This window comes from Denitratimonas organivorans (genome assembly GCF_037478135.1).
Lineage (GTDB): Bacteria > Pseudomonadota > Gammaproteobacteria > Xanthomonadales > Xanthomonadaceae > Denitratimonas.
Genome location: NZ_JBBHDV010000005.1, coordinates 126,636 through 152,011, shown reverse-complemented (window position 1 = coordinate 152,011; position 25,376 = coordinate 126,636). Strand labels below are relative to the sequence as shown.

The 25,376-nt window shown below is 66.3% G+C and carries 18 protein-coding genes and 1 pseudogene; 17 read left to right on the top strand and 2 right to left on the bottom strand.

All coding sequences use genetic code 11. The features are described 5' to 3' along the window. Positions 1-41 precede the first annotated feature (41 nt). Positions 42-1,349: an MATE family efflux transporter gene (locus WDB66_RS07330; protein WP_339397888.1), complete on the top strand. Its 1,308-nt coding sequence runs from the start codon at positions 42-44 to the stop codon at positions 1,347-1,349. 81 nt (positions 1,350-1,430) lie between these two features. Further along, entirely contained in the window at positions 1,431-2,294 is an 864-nt protein-coding gene (ygiD, locus tag WDB66_RS07325) for a 4,5-DOPA-extradiol-dioxygenase (RefSeq protein ID WP_339397887.1), read from the top strand. A 72-nt stretch (positions 2,295-2,366) separates the two neighbouring features. Here the strand turns inward: ygiD and queG are convergent, their stop codons facing one another. Next, positions 2,367-3,434: a tRNA epoxyqueuosine(34) reductase QueG gene (gene queG, locus WDB66_RS07320; protein WP_339397886.1), complete on the bottom strand. Its 1,068-nt coding sequence runs from the start codon at positions 3,432-3,434 to the stop codon at positions 2,367-2,369. Between the two features lie 103 nt (positions 3,435-3,537). Here queG and WDB66_RS07315 point away from each other — a divergent pair, with 103 nt between their 5' ends. The 13 genes and pseudogenes from WDB66_RS07315 (at position 3,538) to WDB66_RS07255 (ending at position 22,195) form a co-directional block, all read left to right on the top strand. Continuing rightward, entirely contained in the window at positions 3,538-5,019 is a 1,482-nt protein-coding gene (locus WDB66_RS07315; protein ID WP_339397885.1) for an NAD(P)H-hydrate dehydratase, read from the top strand. Beyond that, positions 5,016-5,492 carry a tRNA (adenosine(37)-N6)-threonylcarbamoyltransferase complex ATPase subunit type 1 TsaE gene (gene tsaE / locus WDB66_RS07310; protein WP_339397884.1) on the top strand — a complete coding sequence of 159 codons (477 nt, stop codon included), beginning with the start codon at positions 5,016-5,018 and terminating at the stop codon, positions 5,490-5,492. The genes WDB66_RS07315 and tsaE overlap by 4 nt, the downstream gene beginning before the upstream one ends. A gap of 251 nt (positions 5,493-5,743) precedes the next feature. Beyond that, positions 5,744-7,087, top strand: a complete 1,344-nt coding sequence (locus WDB66_RS07305; protein ID WP_339397883.1) for an N-acetylmuramoyl-L-alanine amidase — start codon at positions 5,744-5,746, stop codon at positions 7,085-7,087. A gap of 138 nt (positions 7,088-7,225) precedes the next feature. Continuing rightward, positions 7,226-8,446, top strand: a complete 1,221-nt coding sequence (gene ubiH / locus WDB66_RS07300; RefSeq protein WP_339397882.1) for a 2-octaprenyl-6-methoxyphenyl hydroxylase — start codon at positions 7,226-7,228, stop codon at positions 8,444-8,446. Then, positions 8,443-9,630: a UbiH/UbiF/VisC/COQ6 family ubiquinone biosynthesis hydroxylase gene (locus tag WDB66_RS07295; RefSeq protein ID WP_339397881.1), complete on the top strand. Its 1,188-nt coding sequence runs from the start codon at positions 8,443-8,445 to the stop codon at positions 9,628-9,630. Before ubiH ends, WDB66_RS07295 begins: the two co-directional genes overlap by 4 nt. A gap of 89 nt (positions 9,631-9,719) precedes the next feature. After that, positions 9,720-11,063, top strand: a complete 1,344-nt coding sequence (locus tag WDB66_RS07290) for a hypothetical protein (RefSeq protein ID WP_339397880.1) — start codon at positions 9,720-9,722, stop codon at positions 11,061-11,063. Between the two features lie 125 nt (positions 11,064-11,188). Further along, positions 11,189-12,610, top strand: coding sequence for an FAD-binding oxidoreductase (locus WDB66_RS07285; RefSeq protein WP_339397879.1), 1,422 nt, complete (start codon positions 11,189-11,191; stop codon positions 12,608-12,610). Further along, a complete protein-coding gene (locus tag WDB66_RS07280; protein WP_339397878.1) occupies positions 12,607-13,524 on the top strand; it encodes a TraB/GumN family protein in 918 nt (305 codons plus the stop codon). Before WDB66_RS07285 ends, WDB66_RS07280 begins: the two co-directional genes overlap by 4 nt. A 132-nt stretch (positions 13,525-13,656) precedes the next feature. Further along, positions 13,657-14,529 (top strand): energy transducer TonB, encoded by an 873-nt coding sequence (locus WDB66_RS07275; RefSeq protein WP_339397877.1) that lies wholly within the window; start codon positions 13,657-13,659, stop codon positions 14,527-14,529. 265 nt (positions 14,530-14,794) lie between these two features. After that, complete coding sequence (locus WDB66_RS07270; RefSeq protein ID WP_339397876.1) at positions 14,795-15,673, top strand: energy transducer TonB; 879 nt, start codon at positions 14,795-14,797, stop codon at positions 15,671-15,673. 307 nt (positions 15,674-15,980) lie between these two features. Then, entirely contained in the window at positions 15,981-17,810 is a 1,830-nt protein-coding gene (locus WDB66_RS07265) for an ABC transporter ATP-binding protein (protein ID WP_339397875.1), read from the top strand. 133 nt (positions 17,811-17,943) lie between these two features. Beyond that, positions 17,944-20,235 (top strand): annotated as a pseudogene (locus WDB66_RS07260) (DNA translocase FtsK); the annotation flags it as partial. Positions 20,236-20,584: 349 nt separating this feature from the next. Further along, positions 20,585-22,195, top strand: coding sequence for an FAD-dependent oxidoreductase (locus tag WDB66_RS07255; protein WP_339397873.1), 1,611 nt, complete (start codon positions 20,585-20,587; stop codon positions 22,193-22,195). 73 nt (positions 22,196-22,268) lie between these two features. Here WDB66_RS07255 and WDB66_RS07250 read toward each other — a convergent pair whose 3' ends face one another. Then, complete coding sequence (locus tag WDB66_RS07250; RefSeq protein ID WP_339397872.1) at positions 22,269-22,454, bottom strand: hypothetical protein; 186 nt, start codon at positions 22,452-22,454, stop codon at positions 22,269-22,271. On the opposite strand from WDB66_RS07250, the gene WDB66_RS07245 reads away from it, so the two are divergent. After that, positions 22,453-23,640: an L-lactate dehydrogenase gene (locus tag WDB66_RS07245; RefSeq protein ID WP_339397871.1), complete on the top strand. Its 1,188-nt coding sequence runs from the start codon at positions 22,453-22,455 to the stop codon at positions 23,638-23,640. The genes WDB66_RS07250 and WDB66_RS07245 overlap by 2 nt on opposite strands. After that, a complete protein-coding gene (locus WDB66_RS07240) occupies positions 23,637-25,292 on the top strand; it encodes an acetolactate synthase large subunit (protein WP_339397870.1) in 1,656 nt (551 codons plus the stop codon). The genes WDB66_RS07245 and WDB66_RS07240 overlap by 4 nt, the downstream gene beginning before the upstream one ends. Positions 25,293-25,376: the final 84 nt, after the last annotated feature.

The window sequence follows — 25,376 nt, the reverse complement described above, 5'->3', positions numbered from 1 at the left end:
CATCGGGCCAGGCCGCACGCTGAAACCGCTGCGGTTCCGGCATGACACGGCGCGACATCGCGCGTCAGGCCTGGCCGGTCATTCTGGCCAATGCCGCCGTGCCGTTGCTGGGCCTGGTGGATACCGCCGTGATCGGGCATTACGGCAGCACCGCCGATCTGGGTGCGCTGGCGCTGGGCGCGCTGCTGTTCAATTTCATCTACTGGAGTTTTGGTTTCCTGCGCATGGCCACGACCGGCTTTGTCGCGCAGGCGGTCGGTGCCGGTGATGAAGCGGAAGTGCGCGCGGCGCTGGTGCGGCCGCTGCTGATGGGGCTGGGCCTTGGCGTACTGGTGTTGGCGCTGCAATGGCCGCTGGTGCGGGGTTTTTTCCTGCTGATGGATGCCAGTGATGCGGTGGCGGCGACCGGCCACGAGTATTTCCATGCGCGCGTCTGGGGCGCACCGGCGGCGTTGGCGTTGTATGCCTTCAGCGGTGCGTTGATCGGTCTGGGCCATACCCGGGCGCTGCTGGGCGTGCAGCTGTTGCTCAATGGGCTGAATGCCGGGCTGGATGTGTACTTCGCCGGCGTGCTTGGGCTGGGTGCGCGCGGTATCGGTTTCGGGACCGTGATTGCTGAATGGACCACCTGCGTGGTCGCGGCCTTCGTGCTGTGGCGGGTGTTGCGCGAACGCCATCGTGATACCGAGCCGTTCCTGCCGTGGGCGCGCATCGCTGATCGAACGCGGCTGCTGCGCACCCTGGCGGCCAATGGCGACATCATGGTGCGCACGCTGTGCCTGCTCGGCGGTTTCGGTTGGTTCGCCAGCCAGGGCGCGCGCATGGGCGATGCGACGCTGGCGGCCAATCACCTGTTGCTGCAACTGGTGTCGTTCAGTGCGTTCTTCCTGGATGGCTTCGCCTTCGTGGCCGAAGCCCAGGTTGGTGCCGCGATCGGCGCGCGCGATGCCGGCCGGTTGCGGCGCGTGGTGCGGCTTTCCAGTGAACTGGCGGCGGGCACGGCGGCACTGCTGGCGCTGGCTTTGTGGCTGGGCGGTGGCAGCGTGATCGGGCTGCTGACCTCGCTGCCGGATGTGTCGGCGCAGGCCTGGATGTATCTGCCGTGGGCGGCGCTGTATGTGCTGCTGTCGGTGGCGGCTTTCCAGCTGGACGGCATCTTCATCGGCGCCACGCGCACGCGCGAGATGCGCAATGCCAGCCTGGTGTCGCTGACGGCGTTTCTCTTGTGTGCGCTGCCGTTGACGGCGGCGTTCGGCAACCATGGGCTGTGGCTGGCGTTCGTGCTGTTCGTGGTGGCACGGGCGTTGGCGTTGCTGCCGTATGTCGGGCGCTTGCTGCGGCTGGCCTGAGCGGATTCGCCCGGTCCGGCTTGCCCGGCGCCGGGTGCGGCAGGACACTGGCGGCCTCCCTGTCGCCACGCCGGAGCCGCCATGACCACCACGCCGCCGATGCCTGCCGCTTTCCTTGGTCATGGCAGCCCGATGAATGCGCTGGAGCGCAATCGCTATACCGACATCTGGCGCGCATTCGGCGCATCGGTACCACGGCCACGCGCGATCCTGGTGGTGTCGGCGCACTGGTACGTCAATGCCACGGCGGTTACGGCGATGCCGGATCCACGCACGATCCACGACTTCTTCGGCTTTCCGCAGGCCCTGTTCGATGTGCAGTACCCGGCGCCGGGCATCCCCGAACTGGCCGAGGAAGTCGCCGATCTGGCGCATCCGGATTTCGTCGGCCCGGATATCGATGTCTGGGGTCTGGACCACGGCACCTGGTCGGTGCTGGTGCATGCCTTTCCCGATGCCGACATCCCGGTGGCGCAGTTGTCGATCAATGCGCAGAAGCCGCCCGAATTTCATCTGGAACTGGGCGCCCGGCTCGCGGCGTTGCGTGAAAGCGGCGTGCTGGTGCTGGGCAGCGGCAACATCGTGCACAACCTGCGCGCGATGGACCGGAAGCAGCCGGACGCCTGTTTCGACTGGAACCGGCGCTTCGATTCGGATACCCGCCAGCTGCTGGCCGAGCGCCCGGCCGAGGCGGTATCGCTGATGGAGCACCCGGATTACGCCGCGTCCGCACCCACGCCCGAACACTTCCTGCCCGTGCTGTACCTGGCCGGCATGGCCGCCGCCGCAGGGCAGGGGCTGGACAGCCTGGTGGAAGGCAGCGCCTACGGCTCGCTGTCGATGACCTGTCTGGGGCTGGGCGCCGATTGTCCGGCGGTCCAGGACAACAGTACCGGTGTCGCGCCGCTTTCCAGAAGTGTGCCGCCGGATGAGAGCAATCTGTAGGGAAAGTGCGGCGCCCCTATTTCGTTGTTGAATGGGATGCGTGGTGTGTCCCGCGCTGGCCGCCGCCGCGAATCATTCCACCGAATGCCGTGCCAGTGCCCAGGCCACGTGTTCGCGTACCAGTTCGGAGGGATGGCTTTCGCGTGATTGCAGCGCGGCGAGCACTTCCGGGGTGGTGGGCGCATTGCCCAGCGCCACGGCGATATTGCGCAGCCAGCCGATGTGGCCGGTGCGGCGGATGGCCGAGCCTTCGGTGCGGCGCAGGAATTCATCTTCTTCCCAGGCGAACAGCTCGGCCAGCGTGGCGTGATCCAGATCGTTGCGGGCACGGAAATCCGGTTCGTCGTGGCGCTGTGCGAACTTGTTCCACGGGCATATCAGCTGGCAGTCGTCGCAGCCGAAGATGCGGTTGCCCATCGGTGCGCGCAGTTCTTCGGGAATCGCGCCGCGCAGTTCGATCGTCAGGTAGCTGATGCAGCGCCGCGCATCGACGCGGTACGGCGCGATGATCGCCTGCGTCGGGCAGACCTCGATGCAGCGGGTGCAGGTGCCGCAATGCGCGCCGGTTTCGGTATCGGTGGGCAGTGGCAGGTCGGTGAACAGTTCGCCCAGGAAGAACCATGAGCCGGCGTGACGGTTGATCAGGCAGGTGTGTTTGCCGATCCAGCCCAGGCCGCCATTGCGCGCCAGCGCGCGTTCCAGCACCGGCGCCGAGTCGGTGAAGGCGCGGTAGCCGAATGGGCCGATGCGCTCGCTCAGGCGGGTCGCCAGTTTCTGCAGGCGGTTGCGGATCAGCTTGTGGTAGTCGCGTCCCAACGCGTAGCGCGCCACATAGGCGCGCTGGCCATCGTGCAGCGTGGCCCAGCCCTTGTCCGGATCGGCTTCGCCGTAGTCCATGCGCACCGAAATCACCCTCAAGGTGCCTTCCACCAGACGCTCGGGATGGGCGCGCATCCCGGTGTTGCGCGCCATGTAATCCATCTCGCCGTGCATGCCTTCGGCCAGCCATCTCTCAAGGTGGGCGGCGTCGGTGCGCAGCCCGGTGTCGGCGATGCCCAGTTGCTGGAAGCCCAGCTCCGCCGCCCAGACACGCAGCTCGGCGACAAGTTCGGCAGGATCGGGTGGCAGGCGGGAAGGCATGGACGAAGGCGGCGGCGGGCGTGCGCCAAGTGTCGCACCGCGCCCGCCGGATGGCACGGAAACAGACAGGTCCGCTCACCTCATCCGAGCTAGAATTCCGGCCATGGACAAGCCCCTTCCGCTGTACCGATGTGAGGACGTGCGCGCTTTTGAGGCGCATGCAATCGAACACGATGGCATCGACGCCTATGCGCTGATGACCCGCGCCGCCGCCGCCGCGTTCGCGCGGATGAAGCTGGACTGGCCGATGGCGCGGCGCATCTGCGTGGTCTGCGGGCAGGGCAACAACGGCGGCGATGGTTTCGTGCTGGCGCGCTTGTCGCGGCTGGCCGGTTTGCAGGTCACGCTGGTGGTCGGGCACGAAGGCGAACCTGCGGCCGATCCGGCGCGCCGCGCCTATGCGCATTGGCGCGAAACCGGTGGCGAGGAGATCGTCTTCAAGCCCGGCGACAGCCTGCCTGAGGCCGATGTCATCGTCGATGCGCTGTTCGGCATTGGCCTGTCGCGCCTGCCCGAAGGCATCGGTCTGGCGCTGATCCAGGCGATCAACGCGGCCGGGCGCCCGGTGCTGGCGCTGGATGTGCCGTCCGGTCTGGATGCCGATTCCGGCAGTGCCGATGGCGAGGCGGTGCGTGCCACCCGCACGGTGTCGTTCATTGCGCACAAACGCGGTCTGTTCACCGGATTGGGGCGCGCCATTGCCGGGCCGGTGGAGCTGGCGACGCTGGACGTGCCGCTGGAAACCCGCAGCCTGCGCCCGCCGGTGGCCGAACTGATCGTCGCCAGCCAGCTCGGACGCTGGCTTACGCGGCGCCCGCGCGATGCGCACAAGGGTGACAACGGCCGCGTGCTGGCCATCGGTGGCGATCACGGCTACGGCGGTGCGATCCGGCTTTGTGTCGAGGCCGCGCTGCGTTGCGGCGCCGGACTGGTGACCGTGGCCACGCGCGACAAGCACGTCGCGCCGATGCTGGCCGCGCGCCCGGAAGCGATGCCGCACGCGGTCGAGGATGCCGCCGCGCTGCACCAGCTGGCGGCCAATGCCGATGTGCTGGCGCTGGGGCCGGGGTTGGGGCGTGGTGAATGGTCGCAACTGCTGTTCCAGGCGGCGGTGGCGCTGGGCCTTCCCAGTGTCATCGATGCCGATGGCCTGAACCTGCTGGCCACGACCCAGACACGCGTACCGGCCGCGGTGCTGAGTCCGCATCCGGGTGAGGCCGCGCGCCTGCTGGGCGTGGACGTGCCCTCGGTCGAGGCCGACCGCTTCGCGGCGGCGCAGGCGCTGGTGGAACGCTACGACGCGGTCGTGGTGCTGAAGGGCACCGGCAGCATCATCGCCGCACCCGGCCAGGTGCCGGTGGTCATCGGCGCCGGCAATCCGGGCATGGGCAGCGGCGGCATGGGCGATGTGCTGACCGGTGCGATTGCTGCGTTGCGGGCGCAGGGGCTGGATGGCTGGTCGGCCGCCTGTGCCGCGACGCTGCTGCATTCGGCTGCCGCCGACGCGGCCGCACGCGATGGTGGCGAGCGCGGCATGCTGGCTGCCGACCTGTTCCCCTTCATGCGCCGCCTGGCCAATCCGTGAAGCTGCATCTGGCGTCACCGGCGGCCACCGAACGCCTCGGCGTATTGCTGGCTGCGCATCTGCCGGCGACGGCGGCGGTGCTGCATCTGGAAGGCGATCTGGGTGCCGGCAAGACCACGCTGGCGCGTGCATTGCTGCGCAGTCTCGGGGTCGAAGGCCCGGTACGCAGCCCCACTTACACCCTGATCGAACGCTACGACACCGCACGCGGCGAGGTCGCGCATCTGGATCTGTACCGCATCGCCGATCCGGAGGAACTGGAATTCCTCGCACTGGACGAGCTGGCCGCCGAGGCGCGTCTGTGGCTGGTGGAATGGCCGCAGCGCGGGCACGGCATGTTGCCGGCGGTGGATCTGGTGTTGCGTCTGGCGGTGCAGGGCGCAGGCCGCATGGCCACGCTGGACCCGGTCAGCGACGCGGGTCGTGTCTGGGCGGACAGCGTGCAACGCGCGTGGGAACAGGCTGTGTCCTGAGCGTTGGTCTGTTTGCTCCGGTTTGTTCGGTGTGCTCGACCGGTGGTCGCTCGCCGGAATCTAGGGCCGCCATGGCAAGTGCTTGTGTTGAAAGGGAAAAGTCTGGCCATGCCGGATTTTTCAGTTCCATTCATACTGCTGGCATGGTGCCGGCTTATCCTTTCAGCTGGTCGAGAAGCGTCGAATAAGGCCATGGAATATCAGGGGAAAGTTCTTGCGTCACGTCACACAATGATGGTTGAATCCGCATCATGACGCGGATGCCTGCCCGTTTCGTGCGTGCCTTGTTGCTGCTGGCGTTGCTGCCGGTGGCGCCTGCTGCCGTGCACGCCGCCGACATCCAGGCGCTGCGTGTCTGGGCCGGCCCGGACCACACCCGCGCGGTGTTCGATATCTCCGGGCCGCTGGATTACAAGCTGTTCACGCTGGAAAATCCGGACCGCCTGGTACTCGACATCGAAGCCTCGGCCTTGTCCGGCGACTTCACCGCACCCGAAGCCTCCGGCCTGCTGGGCAGGGTGCGCACCGGCAAACACGGCGAGCGCAATCTGCGGGTGGTGTTCGACCTGACTGAAGGCGTGCGGCCCAAGAGTTTTCTGCTGCCGCCGGCCGACAAGCTCGGCCATCGTCTGGTCATTGATTTGCTGCCGACTGCGGCCAAGGCCGCGCCGGTGGTGCGCACCGTGGAACAGGCGGTGCCCTCGACCGAACGCAACGTCATCATCGCCATCGACGCCGGCCACGGCGGCGAGGATCCCGGCGCGCGCGGTGCTTCGGGCAAGACCTGGGAAAAGCACATCACGCTGGCGGTGGCGCGCGAACTCAAGCGCCAGATCGACGCCGAGCCGGGTATGGAAGCGGTGCTGATCCGCGACGGTGATTATTTCATCCCGCTGCAGAAGCGCTATCAGAAGGCGCGTGAAGCCCGCGCCGACCTGTTCATTTCGATCCACGCCGACGCCTTCCACAAATCCACCGCATCCGGATCATCGGTCTTCGTGTTGTCCACCCGTGGCGCCTCCAACGAGGCCGCGCGCTGGCTGGCGGCGAGCGAAAACCAGTCCGATCTGGTGGGCGGCGTGTCGCTGGAAGACAAGGACAACACCCTGGCCGCGGTGCTGCTGGATCTGTCGCAAAGCGCCACGATGAAAGCCTCCGGCGACGCCGCCACACATGTGCTGGAAGCGATGAAGCGTCTGGGCAAGGCGCACAAGCCGCATGTGGAACGCGCCAATTTCGTCGTGCTGCGCTCGCCCGATGTGCCGTCGATGCTGGTGGAAACCGCGTTCATCAGCAATCCGGCCGAAGAAAAGAAGCTCAACGACGCCAACCATCGCAACAAGCTGGCGGCGTCGATCGTCGAAGGCGTGCGCGACTACTTCTCGGTGCAGCCACCGCCGGGCACCTGGCTGGCGGCCAATGCCACGCCCAAGCCGCGCCATCACGTGGTCAGCCGCGGCGAAACCCTTGGCCTGATCGCACAGCGCCACGGCGTCACGCTCAGCAGCCTGCGTTCGGCCAATGCGCTCAAGGGCGACATGGTCAAGGCCGGCGACCGCCTGACCATTCCACTGGCGCTGGGGCCGGGGGCGTAAAAGCCGGGATTGGGGAATCGGGATTCGGGATTGGGTAGGCGCAGGTCTGTGTCCGGATCTGGAAGTACGGGTGCCTGAGCGCATCAGGCCCTGATCCTGCTCAACTTCCATCGCACCGCGCTGCCTTATCATTGCGCGATGGAAAATTTCTGCGATGTGCTGATCGTCGGTGGCGGGCTGGTCGGGAGCAGCCTGGCCTGTGCGCTGGAAGGTGCCGGACTGCGTGTGACGCTGGCCGAAGCGACGCCGCCCTTGCCGGCGGCGGCCCCGAGTTTCGATGAACGCAATCTGGCGCTGGCGCGTGCCAGCATCAATGCGCTGCAGGCGCTGGGTGTATGGCGCCATATCGCGACGCCGCCGGCACCGATCCGGCATATCCATGTCTCCAGTCGCGGTGATTTCGGCAGCGTGCAACTGGATGCCCCGGCGCGCGGGCTGGATGCGTTCGGTGCCGTGGTCGTGGCGCGCGAGCTGGGTGCCGCGCTGGAAGCGCGTCTGGCCGAACTGTCCGATCTGCAACGTCTGCGCCCGGCGCGCGTGACGGTGCTGGAGCAGCACGACGACCATGTCGAAGCGCGGCTTGAAACCGAATCCGGCCCGCGCACCTTGCGTGCCCGCTTGCTGGTCGCCGCCGACGGCACCGGTTCCACGCTGCGCGATGCGCTGGGCATCGGCACCGATGTGCATGATTACGAGCAGACCCTGTTTGTCAGCGTGCTGAGCGCGGCCAAGGCGCCGCCGGATACCGCCTACGAGCGTTTCACCGAGCAGGGTCCGGTAGCTTTGCTGCCGCTGGGTGGCGGCCGTCTGGGCAGCGTCTGCACCGTGCCTTCGTCGATGGCCGAACAGGTGCGTGCGCTGGATGACGCCGGTTATCTGGAACTGATGCAGCAGCGTTTCGGCTGGCGTGCGGGGCGTTTCCTGCGGGCCGGCAAGCGCAGCGGCTACGCGCTGAAGAAAGTGGTTGCGCAGCGCCTGACTGCGGCGCGTGCGGTGCTGGTCGGCAACGCCGCGCAGACGCTGCATCCGATCGGCGCGCAGGGTTTCAATCTGGGCCTGCGCGATGCACTGACGCTGGCCGAACTGGTGTTGCAGGCGCATGCCGGCGGGCAGGACATCGGTGCCGATGCGTTGTTGCAGGCGCATGTCCAGCGCCGCATCCCGGATCGCGACGCCACGCTGGCGATGAGCGACGGGCTGGCGCGGATTTTCGGCAACCGTTTCGGACCGCTGCGGCTGTTGCGCTCGGCCGCGATGGTGGCGATGGACCGGATGCCGGGCCTGGCCGATGGGCTGGTGACCGATGCGATGGGCTTCGGTGGCGATGTTTCGGAACTGGCGCGGGAGCGCAGCGCATGAGCCGGGCTGGACAGGACGTGATCGTCGCCGGCGCCGGACTGGTTGGTGCCGCCACGGCGCTGGGATTGGCCCGCGCCGGCATGCGTGTGGCGGTGATCGAACCGCGCCGGCCGGCGCCGTGGCAGGCGGACAATCCGCCGGATCTGCGCGTCTTCGCGATCTCGCCGGCCTCGGCTGATCTGCTCACGCAACTGGAGATCTGGCCCGCTGTGCTGGCCGCACGCGCTCAGCCCTATCACCGTATGCAGGTCTGGGACGCGGCCGCGCCGCAGGACAGCGTCACCTTCCACGGCGAACACGCCGGCGCCTCGGCGCTGGGACATATCGTCGAGCAATCGGTGATCCAGAGCCTGTTGTGGCAGGCGCTGGAACGTGAACCCGGCATCCGTCTGCATTGCCCGGCTCAGATCGTCGCGCTGCACCGCCAGGCACGCGGAATCGAGGTGGAATTGGACAACGGCGAGCATCTGCACGCGCGCCTGCTGATCGGCGCCGATGGCAGTGCCTCGCCGCTACGCGAACGGCTGGGCATCGCCACACGGGGCCGGGATTATGGCGCGCGCGGCGTGGTCGGCTACATCCAGGCCGCGCAATCGCACGAAAACACCGCCTGGCAGCGCTTCCTGCCGAGCGGGCCGCTGGCGGTGCTGCCCTTCACCCAGGGCCGCAGTTCGATCGTCTGGAGCCTGCCGGAAATCGAGGCGCAGCGTGTGCTGGCGCTGGATGACGATGCTTTCGCGATGGAACTGGAACGCGCGTTTGCAGGACGCCTTGGTGCAATGACATCGCTTTCTCCGCGCGCCGGATTTCCGTTGCGGCTGAAACTGGCGCAACGCTATGCCGCCGAGCGTGCGCTGCTGATCGGGGATGCCGCGCACGGCGTGCACCCGCTGGCCGGGCAGGGCGTCAATCTCGGATTCCAGGACGTGGCCGAACTGCTGCGCCTGCTGCCGCCCGCACATGCCGCTGGCCAGGACATCGGCGCCGAATTGCTGCTGTCGCGCTATGCCCGCCGTCGCCGCAGCGAAACCACGCTGGCGGCCTACGCCTTCGACGGTATCGAGCGCCTGTTCGGCAGCGATGCGGTGCTGCCGACGCTGCTGCGCGGTCCGGCGCTGGGTCTGGTGGACCGGCTTCCGCCGCTCAAACGCTTCTTCGTGCGGCACGCCAGCGGGCGGCGCTGAAACCGGTTTCCGACAGCCACAGTCACAATCGCGAGGATGCAGGCGTCGTTGGCTGGAGTCTGAAGCCATGAGATGCAGGGGAAGTATGCATGAGGCGTTTGATGCGATGGGTCGGCTTGCTGGTGTTGATAGTGGCGGGATTTGTCGTCGGGCTGTTCGTTGTTTCAAGGACGATGGGGCCGAACGACGAGCAGCGTGCCGCTCTGGCATGGCTGGATGACGAGCCCGCGCCGCCGGGGCGCAATGCGTTCGCGGCGCTGTGGCTGATCGAATACGACGTGCCGCCGGAGGAGGTCGAATCGGTCGTCGCAGCGGATGTCGAGAACTATCGGCAGGCCTTGAATGGCGCGGCCTCGAGTCAGGTGCTATCCAACCTGACAAGCGTGGCCGAGGGCAGGTTTGCCCGGCACTCAAGCAGGCCCTCCGGGCTGCAGCATTGCGGCTCTGCCAGTCAGGCGTGTCTGGCAAGTGTCCGCGCGCAGCGCGATGAATACGCGCAGCAGATCGAGCACGACAGGGCGATCGTGGAGCGGGTACGTGGCCTGTCGGCATTCGATCACTACCGCAGCCCGATGAAGGGCCATACCTTCGCGCCGCTCCCGGCGCTACGCTGGATTTTCGTTTCACCCGCCGCCAGCGCGCTGGATTTCGTCGAGGGTCGGCAGCAGGCGGCGCTGGAAGCCGTATGCCGGGATGTGGAGACCTGGCGGCGTTTGAGTGCCCAAAGCGATTCGCTGGTTTTCGCCGTGACGGGTGGTGCCATGGTCGCCGTCGGATCACGCCTGTTTGCCGACATGCTGGCGGAGTTGCCACTGGATCAACCGCTGCCGCCGATTTGCTCTACGGCGTTTGATCCTTTGCACGTCGCTCCCGACCTGTGCAGCGCGATGCGGGGGGAAGAACAGACCGTCCACGCCCATTTGGAGCGCAATGATCAGGAGGCCTACCGCTTTTTGCGCCCGTTGGTGCTGGATGTGCGCGCCACGCGCGCCATGATGGCCCCTGTTTACGGTCACGCCTGTGCTGCACCGGTGCGTCGCGCGCTGGCAGACGGAGGCGATATTCCGCCCGTGCCGGGGGTGCCCGCGTTACGGCAGTGGCGCTGCATCAGCAATGTCCTGGGCTGTTCCGTGGCGCCCATGACGGCCGTGGCGTACACGCCGTATCTGCAGCGGTTCCAGGACATCCACGCGATGGTGCGCGCCGTGGATCACGCGTTGCGCCTGCGCGCCGAAGCGGGCACCAACGGCGGATTCTCCTTTCAGGCCCAGAGGAAAAGCGAGCTGCGCCTTGATGCCGATGCCGCACGTGCTGCGGTGATCGACTCGGCCACCGGCAAGATACGGATACCGCTGCGAGGACATTCGGGCCAATCCGACTGGCGTACTCCGCTGCCGGCTTCGCGTTCGGACCCACCTGCGGAAGTGCAATGAGTATGCGAGCAATGGACGGCGTGCCACGGGGCTGGCACGCTGTCGCTCCCGTGCTGCGATGCCGCAAAGTCGTGCTTCGCGGCGTTCAACGCTTTGCGTTCTACTGATATTTCCCTGCGCCGACCATGAGCGACTCCCGCCCCGCCGAACTTGCCCGCCTTTTTCCCGGAGTCATGTTCAAGACCGATTCGGCCGATCTTGAGTACTACGGCCGCGACTGGACCCGTCGCTGGGTGCCGGCACCGTTGGCGATTGCGTTTCCTTCGTGCGTCGAGGACGTGCAGGGCCTGGTGCGATGGGCGAATACGCATCAGGTGGCGATTGTCCCCTCGGGCGGTAGAACGGGGCTTTCCGGCGGTGCGGTCGCGGCCAACGGCGAGCTGGTGCTCAGCCTTGAGCGGATGAACCGGGTGCTGGACTTTGATCCGGCGGACCGCATTCTGACGGTGCAACCCGGCGTGCCGCTGGAAATGGTGCATGCGGCGGCGCGCGAACACGGGCTGATCTATCCGGTGGATTTTGCTGCGCGCGGTTCCTGCACCATCGGTGGCAATATCGCCACCAACGCCGGTGGCATCCGCGTGATCCGCTACGGCAATACCCGCAACTGGATCGCCGGGCTGACCCTGGTCAGCGGCAGCGGCGAGCTGGTTCAGCTCAATCGTGGGCTGGTCAAGAATTCCAGCGGCTACGACCTGCGCCAGCTGGTGATCGGCGCCGAAGGCACGCTCGGGATCGTGGTCGAGGCGATGCTGTGGCTGACCGATCCGCCGCCCGAATCCAGCGTGATGCTGCTCGCGTTGCCGTCGTTCGAGGCGCTGATGCAGGTGTTCGAGGGCTTGCGCGCGCGGCTGACGCTGTCGGCATTCGAGTTCTTCACCCAGCGCGCGCTGGTGCATGTGGTGGCGCATGGCGCGCAGCGGCCGTTCGAGGAGGAGCATCCGTATTACGTGGTCACCGAATTCGATGCGGACACGGAGGAAAAGCAGGACGCCGCGCTGGCCGCCTTCAGCGAACTGCTCGATGCCGGGCTGGTGGGCGATGGCGTGATCGCGCAGAGCCAGGCCCAGGCCGCCGCGCTGTGGCGCCTGCGTGAAGGCATCACCGAAGCGCTGGCGCCGCATGTGCCTTACAAGAACGATGTCTCGGTCAGGATCGGCGCGATGCCGGCGTTTCTGGCCGAAACCCAGGCCCTGCTGGCACGCGAATATCCGCAGTTCGATGTGGTCTGGTTCGGCCATATCGGCGATGGCAATCTGCATATCAACGTGCTGAAACCGGAGCCGATGGCCAATGCCGATTTCGTGCACGAATGCAGCCGCGTCACCTCGCTGCTGGCGCAGGCGCTGCAACGCCACGGTGGCAGCATCTCGGCCGAACACGGCATCGGCCTGGTCAAGAAACCGCATCTGTCCAGCACCCGCGATGCCGCCGAGCTGGCGCTGATGCGCGGCATCCGTCACGCCTTCGACCCCAACGGCGTCATGAACCCGCACAAGCTGTTCGATGGCGACAGCACACACGCAAGTTATGGAGAAACACGATGAGGAAAGGATGGTTGGTCGGCTGCCTGCTGGCCATGGTCGGGATCGGCAACGCGCTGGCGGCACCGGTGCCGCTGCTGTGGAAGGCCGAAGGCAAGGCCGGCACGGTCTACATGCTGGGCTCGTTCCACCTGCTCACGCCGGAGGATTACCCGCTGCACCCGCAGGTGGAGCTGGCCTATTCCGAAGCCGGCCGCGTGGTGTTCGAGGTGGACCCGGCGGAAATGACCGCGCCGGAAACCATGGCGTCGATCCAGGCGCTGGCCAAGTTCGATGACGGCCGCACCCTGCGTTCGGTGATTCCGGAGGAAACCGCCGCCAAATTGCAGGCCTTCATGGGCGGCAGCGAGGCTGCGATGGCCAGTTCGGATGCATTCAAGCCGTGGTTCATGGGCATGAACCTGGCAGTCGGCGCGATGACTGCCGCCGGGCTCAATCCCTCGCTCGGCCTGGACCAGCACTTCATGCAGCGCGCCGCTGCCGATGGCAAGCCGGTCAGTGGCCTTGAAACCGTGCTGGAACAACTCGGCGCGCTGGACAATTCCCCACTTGAAGAGCAGGCCCAGATGCTGGACGAAGCGCTCGGCCCGCCGGCGGAAATGCGCAAGAAGCTGATGGAACTGCTGGATATCTGGCGCAGCGGCGACGACACCCGTCTGGTGGACATGATCAATGGCGAAATGATCGACAAGACCCCGCAGATGTACGTATTGCTGAACCGCGATCGCAATCTGAAATGGCTGCCGCAGGTGCGCGCGATGCTGGAGAGCGGTGACGGCACGCACCTGGTCATCGTTGGCGCGATGCACCTGATCGGCGAAGACGGGCTGGTGCAGATGCTGCGTGCGCAGGGCATCGATGTTCAGCGTGTGGACCCGGATACCGTGCAGATCCAGCTGCTGGACGAAGCTGCCTGAGTTACGCCCTTCCTCCCTGATCGCGCCCGGGTTTCATCTGGTCGCCATGCGTGACAGTATCAAGACAACGGCGCGGCAAAACGCTGTTGTTGGCGTTACGTGGCGATGTCGGACAACAGGGAGGAAGCACAGATGCGAAACGAGATTTCGCGGTTCCTGCTGGGCTGGGGTCTGGTGCTGTTGGCCGGACCGCTGGCCGCCAGCGGACTCACCCAGACCGATGCCCAGGTCGAAAGCAGCATGCTGCTGACCGGCAGCATCCATATCGCCGCCGACGGCACGGTGCAGAAGGCCGAAATCAACAAGGCACAGAAACTGATGCCGGCACTGGCCGAATTCATCGAACAGACCGCACTGACCTGGCGTTTCGAGCCGGTCATGCAGCAGGGCACGGCGGTGACGGTGGAATCGCCGATGTCGATCCGGTTGGTGGCACGGGAATCCGGGGCTGGCGATTACCGCGCGATGATCGGCGGCGTCGGTTTCGATGTCTACGATCCCGACGATCCGACCCAGGTGCGCTGGAAAAGCACCCGGCCACCGGAATATCCCAATATCGTGGCGCGCGCCGGCGTGGCCGCCGATGTCTATCTGGCATTGAAGATCGGGCGCAACGGCAAGGTCGAGGATTCGATGGTGCGCCAGATCAATGTGCACGCGCTGGAGTCCGAACGCACGATGGAACGCTGGCGCACGGCCCTGGCATCGGCCAGCCTGCGCGCCGCGCGTGATTGGACATTCACGCCGCCCAGTCGCGGCGAGGCCGTGAACGCGCCGTTCTGGGTGGTCACGGTGCCGGTCGCCTTCCGCCTTGATCCCGAACCGACCAAGGCCAGCGAACGTGAAGCCACCTGGGTGGCCTACGTGCCCGGCCCGCTGCAACCGTTGCCGTGGCTGGCACCCACCGCCTACACCACGCTTCCCGATGTGCTGCCCGATGGCGGTGTCTATCTGGAAGGCGTAGCACGCAGCCCGAAGTTGCTGACGCCGCTGGATCCGGACTGAGAGCCTGCGGGCTTTCAAGCACCCGATGCCATAGGTTGGGGTGAGCTTGCGAACCCCAACGTGGCCGGGTTTTGGGTGTTGTGATGTCGGGGATCGCTTCGCTCACCCCGACCTATGATTTTGCGCGTTCGCACACCCGATTCCAGGCCGTGGCTTCGGGCTGGCGCCGGGTTGTCTTTTCGTGTGCCGGGCTGCCACCATCGACGGCGATGCGGATATTGCCGATGGCGGTGTCCGGTTCTGTCCAGCAATGTGAGGAGTCACCATGCGAAACAGTCTTCTGCGGACCATGTGCGGTCTGGTTCTTTTCCTGGTCGCCGGTGTGGCGATGGCGGCAGGCGCGCGTGCTTCGGGTAAGCAGCTGGAAGCCAGCATGCGGGTCAGCGGGGAAATCCATATCGCGACAGATGGTTCGGTCGAAAGCCTGGAGCTGAATCACGAGGAGGAGCTGGAACGCAGTCTGGCCGGGTTCATTCGCCAAACCATCATGGCCTGGCGGTTTGAGCCGATCATGCAGCAGGGCGTTGCGGTGCCGGCAAAGGCGCCGGTTTCCCTCCGGCTGACGGCCGTCAGCAACGATGAAGGCGAGTTCCGCGCATTCATCCGCAGCGCCAGTTTCGAAGTCTACGATCCGCAGGACGCGACCCAGGTGCGTTGGGAGAAGAACCGTGCGCCCACGTACCCGAATCAGGCGCTGCGCGCCGGTGTGCAGGGCGATGTGCATCTGGCCTTGAAAATCGGGCCCGATGGTGGCGTGGAGGATGCGGCCGTGCGCCAGGTCAATCTGTTGTCGGCCGCTTCGGACAACAGAATGAAGCGCTGGCGCGGGCTGTTGAGCGATGCCAGCCTGAAGGCGGTACGTGACTGGCGCTTCCTGCCGCCCACGGAAGGTGAGTCCGCCGCTGAGCCGTACTGGCTGGTGAGCGTGCCCGTTTCATTCCGGCTGACGACGATGCACCGGGCGAAATCCCGCCACGAGGGCACATGGACCGCCTATGTTCCCGGCCCGCTTCAGCCATTGCCGTGGCTGTCGCCGGAGGACGTCCGCAACGCCACCTCACCCGAGGCGCTGGCCGATGGCGGGGTCTACATGATTGGCGACAATCGCGGCCCGAAGCTGTTGACGCCGCTGGATCCGGGCTGAGGGCCTGCGGGGCTTCAACCACCGGACGTTATAGGTTGGGGTGAGCGTTGCGAGCCCCAACGTGGTCGGGTTCCGGGTATCACGATGTCGGGGTTCGCGGTGCTCACCCCGACCTATGATCTGGGCCAGGGTTGTGATCCCGAATCCGGCTTGATCCCGGATCCGGATTGAACCCGCGTTCCTGCCCGCAACAGGCGGGCCGCGGTTTGATGTCGTATTGAGTCGTGCTTCCGCTGTGGCGGGAGCTTTCCGAACAGCCCGTCGCAGCGTTTGCGGCGGGCTTTGCCTTTTCTGTCGTGGCGGAATCATGTTCCGATTCTTCGAATCGCTGGTCGATCCCTATCCGATGCGCGAGCCGGAGGCGCCACCGCGCCGGTTGTGGGCGTTCGTGCTGCATTACTCGCGCCCGGTGTTGCCGTGGCTGGTGGCGGTCGCGCTGCTGACCGCGATGGTGTCGGCGGCGGAGATCTATTTCTTCGACTGGATCGGGCGCATCGTGGACTGGGTCGGGCAGGAGCCGCGCGAAGGTTTCATGGAGCGGCACGGACGCGAGTTGCTGGGCGTGGGCCTGCTGGTGCTGCTGGGTTATCCGCTGCTGATCGGTCTGCAGGCGCTGTTCGTGCATCAGACGCTGCTGGGCAATTACCCGATGATCGCGCGCTGGCTGGCGCATCGCTACATGCTGCGCCAGAGCCTGTCGTTCTTCCAGGACGAGTTCGGCGGGCGGGTATCGCAGAAGGTGATGCAGACCGCACTGGCGATCCGCGAGACAGTGCTGAAGCTGCTCGATGCTTTCGTCTACGTGGTGGTGTATTTCATCGGCACGCTGTTCCTCGCCTTCAAGTCCGATGTCTGGCTGGCCTTGCCGCTGCTGGCCTGGCTGCTCGGCTATGCCGGGCTGGTGCGGTTTTTCGTGCCGCGCCTGCAGAAGGTGTCGATGGCGCAGGCCGATGCGCGCGCGCAGATGACCGGACGCATCGTCGACAGCTACGCCAATATCCAGACGGTCAAGCTGTTCGCCCACACCGCGCGCGAGCAGGATTATGCGCGCGAGGCGATGGATGGTTTCCTGGTCACGGTGCACCGCCAGATGCGGCTGGTGACCCTGCTGACCACCAGCCTGCACACGCTCAACGCGCTGCTGCTGATCGGCACCGCGGCGGTGGCGGTCGCGGTCTGGTTGCATGGCAGCATCAGCGGTGGCGCGATTGCGGTGTCGATCGCGCTGGTGATGCGTATCCGTTCGATGTCCGAATGGGTGCTGTGGGAAGTGGCCGGGCTGTTCGAGAACATCGGCACCGTGCAGGACGGCATCGGCACGTTGGCCGAACCGCTGCGCGTGGTGGACCGCAGCACCAGGGAACTGGTCGTCACCGACGGCGGCATCCGCTTCGAGCAGGTGCGTTTCCACTACGGTGCCGGCGGCAATGTCATCGATGATTTCTCGCTGGACATCCGCCCGGGCGAGAAAATCGGCCTGATCGGCCGTTCCGGTGCCGGCAAGTCGACGCTGGTGAACCTGCTGCTGCGCTTCCACGATGTCGAGGGTGGCCGCATCCTGATTGATGGGCAGGACATTTCCGCCGTCACCCAGGAATCCCTGCGGCGCAATATCGGTGTAGTGACGCAGGACACCTCGCTGCTGCATCGCACGGTGCGCGAAAACCTGCTTTATGGCCGCCCGGACGCGAGCGAAACCGAAATGCGTGAGGCCGCGCGCTGGGCCCGGGCCGATGAATTCATCGAGGGTCTGAGTGGTCGCGATGGTCAGCGCGGTTATGACGTGGAAGTGGGCGAGCGTGGCGTGAAACTGTCCGGTGGCCAGCGCCAGCGCATGGCAATCGCGCGGGTGTTGCTGAAGAACGCGCCGATCCTGGTGCTGGACGAGGCCACCTCGGCGCTGGATTCGGATGTGGAGGCGGCGATCCAGGAACAACTGGATACCCTGATGCAGGACAAGACCACGATCGCGATTGCGCACCGGTTGTCCACGATCGCACGCATGGACCGGCTCGTCGTACTCGACAAGGGTCGCATCCTGGAACAGGGAACGCACGCACAACTGATTGAAAACAATGGCCTTTATGCCGCGCTTTGGCGGCGCCAGTCCGGTGGTTTCATCGGAGAGGAAGCCTGATTTCGCGCACTGTTCCGCATGCGCCGGGCAGGCGGGCGGCGCTGATACAATCGACCGTTGGATTGATCGGATGAGGCGGCTTGATCAGGTGGCACGCGCGCGACAGGACATTCAGGGGGAAGGCGGCGTCGGGCGCCGGGTATGGCGGGAAAGCCTGGTGCTGCTCGTGGTGCCGGTGCTGCTGTACCTGCTGGCCTGCCTGGTCAGCTACAGCCCGGAGGATCCGGGTTGGTCGCGTTCGGGCAGCGTCACCGGCCCGATCGGCAATTTCGGCGGCGTCGCCGGCGCGTATTTTGCCGACATCATGCTGTCATTCTTCGGCATCGGTGCCTATCTGCTGCCATTCCTGCTGGGTTACGTGATCTGGCTGGCGCTGCGCGGGCGCGGAAACGGTGGCGAGACGGCGTTGACGCCGGCACTGCGGCTGATCGGCGTCTTCGGGTTTCTGGTTGCCGTGTCCGGCCTGGCGCATCTGAACCCGCCCGACCACTTCGCCACGCAACTGCCGGTCGGGGCCGGTGGCCTGCTCGGGCAATTGGTCAGCGATTCGCTGCAGCATGTGTTCGGTTATCTGGGCGCGGCGCTGTTCGCGGTGACGGTGCTGCTGGTGGGCATCACCCTGGCCACCGGATTGTCCTGGTTCGCGTTGATGGATCGCATCGGCCGGGCAGTACTGGCGGCGTTCGCGTGGCTGGGTGGCATGCTGGGCCGGACCGCGCAGGAGGTCGAACAACGGCGCGCGGCGCGCGTGATCAAGGCCGAGCGCGAGGAAACCCGGCGCGAGGAGAAGATCAAGCGCGCCAAGCGCGAGCCGGTGCGGATCGAGCCACCGCCGCCGCCGGTCCAGAAAAGCGACCGCGCCGAGCGCGAGACGCAGATTCCGCTGTTCGCCGGCGCACCCAGCCGCGATGGCGGATTGCCGCCGCTGTCCTTGCTGGATGATCCCAAGCCACAGCCGCGCGGCTATTCGGACGAGGCGCTGGAAACCCTGTCGCGCCAGATCGAATTCAAGCTCAAGGATTTCCGCATCGAAGGGCAGGTCGTCGGGGTTTATCCCGGGCCGGTGGTGACGCGCTTCGAGATGGAGCCGGCGCCGGGCGTCAAGGGCAGCCAGGTATCCAGCCTGGACAAGGACATCGCGCGCGGCCTTTCGGTGAAGTCGGTGCGCGTGGTGGATGTGATTCCGGGCAAGTCGGTGATCGGGCTCGAGATTCCGAATGCCAACCGCGAAATCATCTTCCTGTCCGAGATCCTGCGTTCCAAGGAATACGACAAGGCCGGCAGCCCGCTGACGTTGGCGCTGGGCAAGGATATCGGCGGCCGCCCGACGGTGGCCGATCTGGCGCGGATGCCGCATCTGCTGGTGGCCGGCACGACGGGCTCGGGCAAATCGGTCGCGGTCAACGCGATGGTGCTGAGCCTGCTCTACAAATCCAGCGCACGCGATGTGCGCATGCTGATGATCGATCCGAAGATGCTGGAGCTTTCCGTCTACGAAGGCATTCCGCATCTGCTGGCGCCGGTGGTCACCGACATGAGGGAGGCGGCCAACGGTCTGCGCTGGTGCGTGGCCGAGATGGAGCGCCGCTACAAGCTGATGAGCGCGGTCGGGGTGCGCAACCTGGCCGGCTTCAACAAGAAGGTCAAGGATGCGATCGAGGCCGGCCAGCCGCTGATGGATCCTCTGTTCAAGCCGAATCCGGAGCTGGACGAGGTGCCGCGCGAGCTGGAAACGCTGCCGTATATCGTCGTCATCATCGACGAGTTCGCCGACATGATGATGATCGTCGGCAAGAAGGTCGAAGAGCTGATCGCGCGCCTGGCGCAGAAGGCGCGCGCGGCCGGCATCCATCTGATCCTGGCCACGCAGCGGCCCTCGGTCGACGTCATCACCGGCCTGATCAAGGCCAATATTCCCACGCGGATCGCGTTCCAGGTCAGTTCCAAGATTGATTCGCGCACCATCCTGGACCAGTCCGGCGCGGAAACCCTGCTCGGCCACGGCGACATGCTCTACCTGCCGCCTGGCACCGCGATGCCCGAGCGCCTGCACGGTGCCTTCGTTTCCGATGACGAAGTGCACCGCGTGGTGGATTTCCTCAAGGAAAGCTCCGGCGGCCCGGATTACATGGAAGGCGTGCTGGAAGACACCCAGACCCTGGGCGATGGCCAGGTGATCGGCGCTACCGGCCTGCCGGAACCGGCCAACAGCGGCGATCCGGAAGCCGACGCGCTGTTCGACCAGGCCGTGCGCATCGTTACCGAAAGCCGCCGCGCCAGCATTTCCAGCGTGCAGCGCCACCTGCGCATCGGCTACAACCGCGCCGCCCGTCTGGTGGAAGCGATGGAAGCGGCCGGCATCGTCTCCCCGCCCGAACACAACGGCGATCGCACCGTGCTGGCGCCACCACCGCCGAAGGATTGATCTGCGCGGCTGCGTGCCCGATGACGCCAGCGCACAGGCAAAGGCAATACCGCTGAGCGCAACCGCAGCCGCGGACTTGTCGGCGTGGGGGTGGGTAACGCGGTGGCCGCGATAAGACGTTCTGCAATGCGCGATCACCGTGCACCCATCAGGCTCATAGCCGTCGCGGCCACGCCGTCAGCCGGATCAGCATCGCGAAGATCCGGTCGCCCACGGAGGCGCCTTGCTCAAGGCTGATGCATTCGTTCCCGATGACGCCTCCCGCATCTCCATGCGCTGCCGTATGCTTGGTGTTTTCGCCTGCACCCGGACGGCGTCGGGGCGGGCGTGTTCCAGGGGAGAGGCAAGGGTGGGATCGCGGCAATCGGACATCCTCATCATTGGCGGCGGCCTGGCCGGCATCGTCACCGCGCTGGAAGCCTTGCGCGCCGGCCAGCGCGTGACCCTGGTGGACCGCGATACGCCCGAGCGTCTGGGCGGTCTGGCGCTGTGGGCCTTTGGCGGCATGGCGCTGGTCGGCACGCTGTTGCAGGCGCGCCGCGGCATCCGCGATACGCCGGAGATCGCGCTGGCCGACTGGCTGCGCTTCGGCGAACTGGACCCGAACGGCACGTGGCCGCTGCGCTGGGCGCAGCATTACGTCGAGCGCTCGCGCCCGGAGGTGCACGACTGGCTCGTGGGCGAAGGCATTTCCTTCATGCCGGCGGTGAACTGGGTCGAACGCGGACGCTTTGGCGAGGGCAACAGCCTGCCGCGCTATCACATCGTCTGGGGCACCTCGCGTGAACTCACACGCCGCATGATCGCGGCGATGCACGCCGCCGACAGCGGTGGCCGTTTGACCGTGCTGCATCGTCATCGCGTGATCGAACTGGAACACGCCGGCGGCCGGCTTGCCGGTGCGCATGCGGTGGACGAAGTCAGCGGTAAGGAAGTGTGGTTGCAGGCACCGGTCGTGGTGCTGGCGATGGGTGGCATCAACGGCTGCCACGCGCAGGTGCGCGCGAACTGGCCAAAGGATCGCCGGATGCCGGCAACGATGCTCAATGGCGCACATCCCTTCGCCGACGGTGCGCTGCATCATCACGCTGCGGACCGCCTCGGCGCGCGCATCACCCATGCCGGGGAAATGTGGAACTACGCCGCCGGCTTCGCGCATCCGTTCCCGCATTTCGACGGCCACGGCCTGTCGATGATTCCGTGCAAATCGGCGCTCTGGCTGGACCATCGCGGCCAGCGCATCGGTCCGGAACCGCTGGTCACCGGATTCGATACGAACTGGCTCTGCCAGCGCGTGGCCGAGCAGGAAAAACCCTGGACGTGGCAGTTGATGAACTGGCGCATCGCCGCCAGGGAATTCGCGATTTCCGGGGCCGAACACAACCCGCGCATCCGCGACAGGCAATTCCTGCGTTTCCTCGCCGACACCCTGTTCGGCAACCAGCGCCTGGTGCGGCAGATGCGCGATGAAAGCCCGGATTTCCTCGTCGCCGACACGCTCGCCGCACTGGCCGGAAAGATGAACGCGCTGACCGCTTCGCACGATGTCGATCCGGCACGTTTGCAGGCCACGGTCGATGCCTTCGATGCGCAGTTCGCGCGTGGCGACGCGTTGGAAAACGACGACCAACTCCGCCTCATCCGCCACGCTCGCCAATGGGCACCGGACCGGCTGCGCACCTGCAAACCCGCGCCGCTGCAGAAGAAAGGCGCCGGCCCGTTCATCGCGATCCGCACCCAGCTGATCACGCGCAAGAGCCTCGGCGGCCTGCGTACCGATCTGCACAGTCGCGTGCTGGATGGCAACGACGCGCCCATCGATGGTCTTTATTGCGTCGGCGAAGCGGCCGGTTTCGGCGGTGGTGGTGCCAACGGAAAGCGCTCGCTGGAAGGCACCTTCCTGCCCGGTTGCATCCTGACCGCGCGCGCGGCCGCTCGGTCGATCACCGGCAAGGATTGATGCGCCACCGGCGGAGCTTGTCGCTCTTCGTGGGTGCGGGCTTGCCCGCGGTGGGGCATTCCCGCCGAACCGGTCATTCCATCAATCCAGGCATCAAGATCGCGGGCAAGCCCGCTCCCACAGCAGCGCCAGCCCGTTGCGCCACTGCTCCCATGAAAATACGAATCAACGTGTATCCGCGGTGTGGGGTTGCTGCCGGGCGGCGTTTGTTGAAGCGGGCTTGCCCGCGATTGTTTGTCTCCGGGTAGAGTTCAACCATGCCTGCACATTTCCCTTCCACCGCAACCGACTACCGCGCTCTGGCCGCGCGCCGACTGCCGCGCTTCCTGTTCGATTACGTCGATGGCGGTGCCGGCGACGAACACACGCTGGCGGCCAATCTCGATGATTTCGCCGCGCTGCGTCTGCGCCAGCGCGTGCTGCGCAACGTCGATGGCATCGACACGCGCGCCGTGATCGTCGGCGAGGACTGCGCGCTGCCGCTGGCGTTGGCGCCGATCGGGCTGGCCGGGATGATGGCGCGCCGTGGCGAAGCGCAGGCGGCACGCGTGGCCGAAGCGGCCGGCGTGCCGTTCACGCTGTCCACCGTCGGCATCTGCCCGCTGGCCGAAGTGCAGGCCGCGCGGCGCACGCCGTTCTGGTTCCAGCTTTACATGCTGCGCGATCGCGGCGTGGTCGCGGCGTTGCTGGATGAAGCCTGGGCGGCCGATTGCAGGACGCTGGTGTTCACCGTCGATCTGCCGCTGCCGGGCCTGCGCCATCGCGATGTACGCAACGGGCTGGAAGCGCGCGGTGCTGCCGGTGCATTGCTGCGCCTGCGCCAGGTGCTGGCGCGGCCGCGTTGGCTGCGCGAGGTGGCGCTGGGCGGCAAGCCGTTGAAGTTCGGGTGTCTGGCGCAGCAGGTGCCGAACGCGAGCAACCTGGATGCATTCAAGGCCTGGGTCGATACGCAGTTCGATCCTTCCGTCACCTGGCAGGACATCGAATGGCTGCGCGCGCGCTGGAAAGGCCGGCTGCTGCTCAAGGGCATCCTCGATGTCGAGGATGCACGCTCGGCGGTGCAGGTCGGCGCCGATGGCATCGTGGTGTCCAACCATGGCGGAAGGCAACAGGACCCGGTGGCCTCGTCGATTTCGATGCTGCCGTCCATCGCGGCGGCGGTGGGTGAGCGCACCGAGGTGCTGCTGGATGGCGGCGTACGCAGCGGCAGCGACATCTTCAAGGCGCTGGCGCTGGGCGCGCGTGGCGTGCTGATCGGCCGCCCGTGGGTCTGGGCGCTGGCCGGCGCCGGCAGTGACGGCCTGCGCGATTACCTGGGCATGCTGCGGCGCGAACTGTATCTGGCGATGACTTTCGCCGGCGTCACCCGCATCGCCGATATCAACCCCGACTCACTTCATTTCGACCCACTTCATTCCGATTCACTGCATGGAGGATCGCCATGAACGGCGCCCAAGCCCTGATGAAAACCCTGGCCGATGCCGGCATCGAGGTGTGTTTTTCCAACCCCGGCACCTCGGAAATGCACTTCGTCGCCGCGCTCGATGCCGAGCCCCGGATGCGTGCGGTGCTGGCCTTGTTTGAAGGCGTGGCGACCGGCGCCGCCGACGGTTATGCGCGCATGGCCGACAAGCCCGCCGCCACGCTGCTGCATCTGGGCTGCGGCCTGGGCAATGGGCTGGCCAATCTGCACAACGCGCGCAAGGGCAAGGTGCCGGTGGTCAACATCGTCGGTGATCACGCGACCTATCACGCCCAATACGACGCGCAACTCCAGTCGGACATCGAAACCGTGGCGCGCAATGTTTCGCCCAACTTCGTGCGCACCTCGACCACGACCGCGCAGCTGAGCCGGGACGCGGTCGATGCCATCGTCGCCGCGCGCGGTTTGCCGGGGCAGGTCGCGACGCTGATCCTGCCGGCCGATGTGTCCTGGGGTGAGGGTGGTGTCCCGTGCCCGCCACCAGAGCCGATGCAGCTGGAAGCCGCTGATGACACCGTTGTGCAGTCGATCGCTGCGGCGATCCGTGCCGGTGGCAAGGCCGCGCTGCTGCTTGGCGGCCGCGCGCTGCGCGAACCGGCCCTGCTTGCCGCTGCGCGCCTCGCGCAAGCGCACGGCGTGCAACTGTTCGCCGAAACCTTCCCGACCCGGATGGAACGCGGTACCGGTCTGCCGCCGGTCGAGCGCATCGCCTACATGGCCGAGTTGGCCAGCGTGCAATTGACCGGCCTGCAACATCTGGTGCTGGTCGATGCCAAATCGCCGGTGTCGTTCTTCGCCTATCCGGGCAAGAAGAGCGATCTGGTGCCCGAGGGCTGCACCGTACACACCCTCGCCACGCCGGCACAGGACGCGGCCAGCAGCCTGGAAAAACTGGTGCAGGCGCTGGATGCAGCCAACACCGCGCCGGCATTGCAGGAAGCGCAGCGTCCGAGCCGCCCACGCGGCCGGCTCAGCGCCGCCAAGGTCTGCAAGGCCGTCGGCCACCTGCTGCCGGATAACGCCATCCTGATCGATGAAGGCATCACCTCGACTCTGATGCTGGCTGCGATGACCGCTGGCGCGCCACGCCACGACCTGCTCACACTAACCGGCGGTGCCATCGGACAGGGTTTGCCGAGCGCGGTCGGAGCGGCAGTCGCCTGTCCGGATCGTCCGGTGATCGCGCTGATTGGCGATGGCACCGCGATGTACACGATCCAGGCGCTGTGGACGATGGCGCGCGAAAACCTCGATGTCACCGCGATCATTTTCAACAACGCGTCCTACTCGGTACTCAATGTCGAACTGGATCGCGTCGGCGCCGAGCAGGGCGGGGCCAAGGCCAAGTCGCAGCTGGATCTGCATGGCCCGATGCTGGATTTCACCCGGCTGGCGCAGGGCATGGGCGTACACGCCGCGCGCGCCGACAGCGCCAGATCGTTCTGCAAGGCATTCGAGTACGCGCTGGCGCATCCCGGTCCGCATCTGATCGAAGCCGTGGTACCCGAATCGATCAGTGGTGCACGCCGCAAGCTGCTGCCGTGGGTGCTGAAATCGCTCCCGAACCTGCCGGAGGGCGCGGCGCGCGCGCTGAAAAGGAAAATCGCGCCCTGACCACACCGCGCGTCACAATCCGGCAGCACGCACGTCTTGCAGACTGATATCAATGTGATATCTTTTTTCCACAAATTCGGAGAG

What these genes read in the sequence shown, in the direction of transcription:
- WDB66_RS07265 (WP_339397875.1), top strand. Translation starts at nt 15,981, where the DNA reads ATGTTCCGATTCTTCGAATCGCTGGTCGATCCCTATCCGATGCGCGAG.
- ubiH (WP_339397882.1), top strand. Translation starts at nt 7,226, where the DNA reads ATGGAAAATTTCTGCGATGTGCTGATCGTCGGTGGCGGGCTGGTCGGG.
- WDB66_RS07250 (WP_339397872.1), bottom strand. Translation starts at nt 22,454, where the DNA reads ATGGTTGAACTCTACCCGGAGACAAACAATCGCGGGCAAGCCCGCTTC.
- WDB66_RS07290 (WP_339397880.1), top strand. Translation starts at nt 9,720, where the DNA reads ATGAGGCGTTTGATGCGATGGGTCGGCTTGCTGGTGTTGATAGTGGCG.
- WDB66_RS07245 (WP_339397871.1), top strand. Translation starts at nt 22,453, where the DNA reads ATGCCTGCACATTTCCCTTCCACCGCAACCGACTACCGCGCTCTGGCC.
- WDB66_RS07270 (WP_339397876.1), top strand. Translation starts at nt 14,795, where the DNA reads ATGCGAAACAGTCTTCTGCGGACCATGTGCGGTCTGGTTCTTTTCCTG.
- WDB66_RS07315 (WP_339397885.1), top strand. Translation starts at nt 3,538, where the DNA reads ATGGACAAGCCCCTTCCGCTGTACCGATGTGAGGACGTGCGCGCTTTT.
- WDB66_RS07285 (WP_339397879.1), top strand. Translation starts at nt 11,189, where the DNA reads ATGAGCGACTCCCGCCCCGCCGAACTTGCCCGCCTTTTTCCCGGAGTC.
- ygiD (WP_339397887.1), top strand. Translation starts at nt 1,431, where the DNA reads ATGACCACCACGCCGCCGATGCCTGCCGCTTTCCTTGGTCATGGCAGC.
- queG (WP_339397886.1), bottom strand. Translation starts at nt 3,434, where the DNA reads ATGCCTTCCCGCCTGCCACCCGATCCTGCCGAACTTGTCGCCGAGCTG.
- WDB66_RS07295 (WP_339397881.1), top strand. Translation starts at nt 8,443, where the DNA reads ATGAGCCGGGCTGGACAGGACGTGATCGTCGCCGGCGCCGGACTGGTT.
- WDB66_RS07275 (WP_339397877.1), top strand. Translation starts at nt 13,657, where the DNA reads ATGCGAAACGAGATTTCGCGGTTCCTGCTGGGCTGGGGTCTGGTGCTG.
- WDB66_RS07280 (WP_339397878.1), top strand. Translation starts at nt 12,607, where the DNA reads ATGAGGAAAGGATGGTTGGTCGGCTGCCTGCTGGCCATGGTCGGGATC.
- WDB66_RS07305 (WP_339397883.1), top strand. Translation starts at nt 5,744, where the DNA reads ATGACGCGGATGCCTGCCCGTTTCGTGCGTGCCTTGTTGCTGCTGGCG.
- WDB66_RS07330 (WP_339397888.1), top strand. Translation starts at nt 42, where the DNA reads ATGACACGGCGCGACATCGCGCGTCAGGCCTGGCCGGTCATTCTGGCC.
- WDB66_RS07240 (WP_339397870.1), top strand. Translation starts at nt 23,637, where the DNA reads ATGAACGGCGCCCAAGCCCTGATGAAAACCCTGGCCGATGCCGGCATC.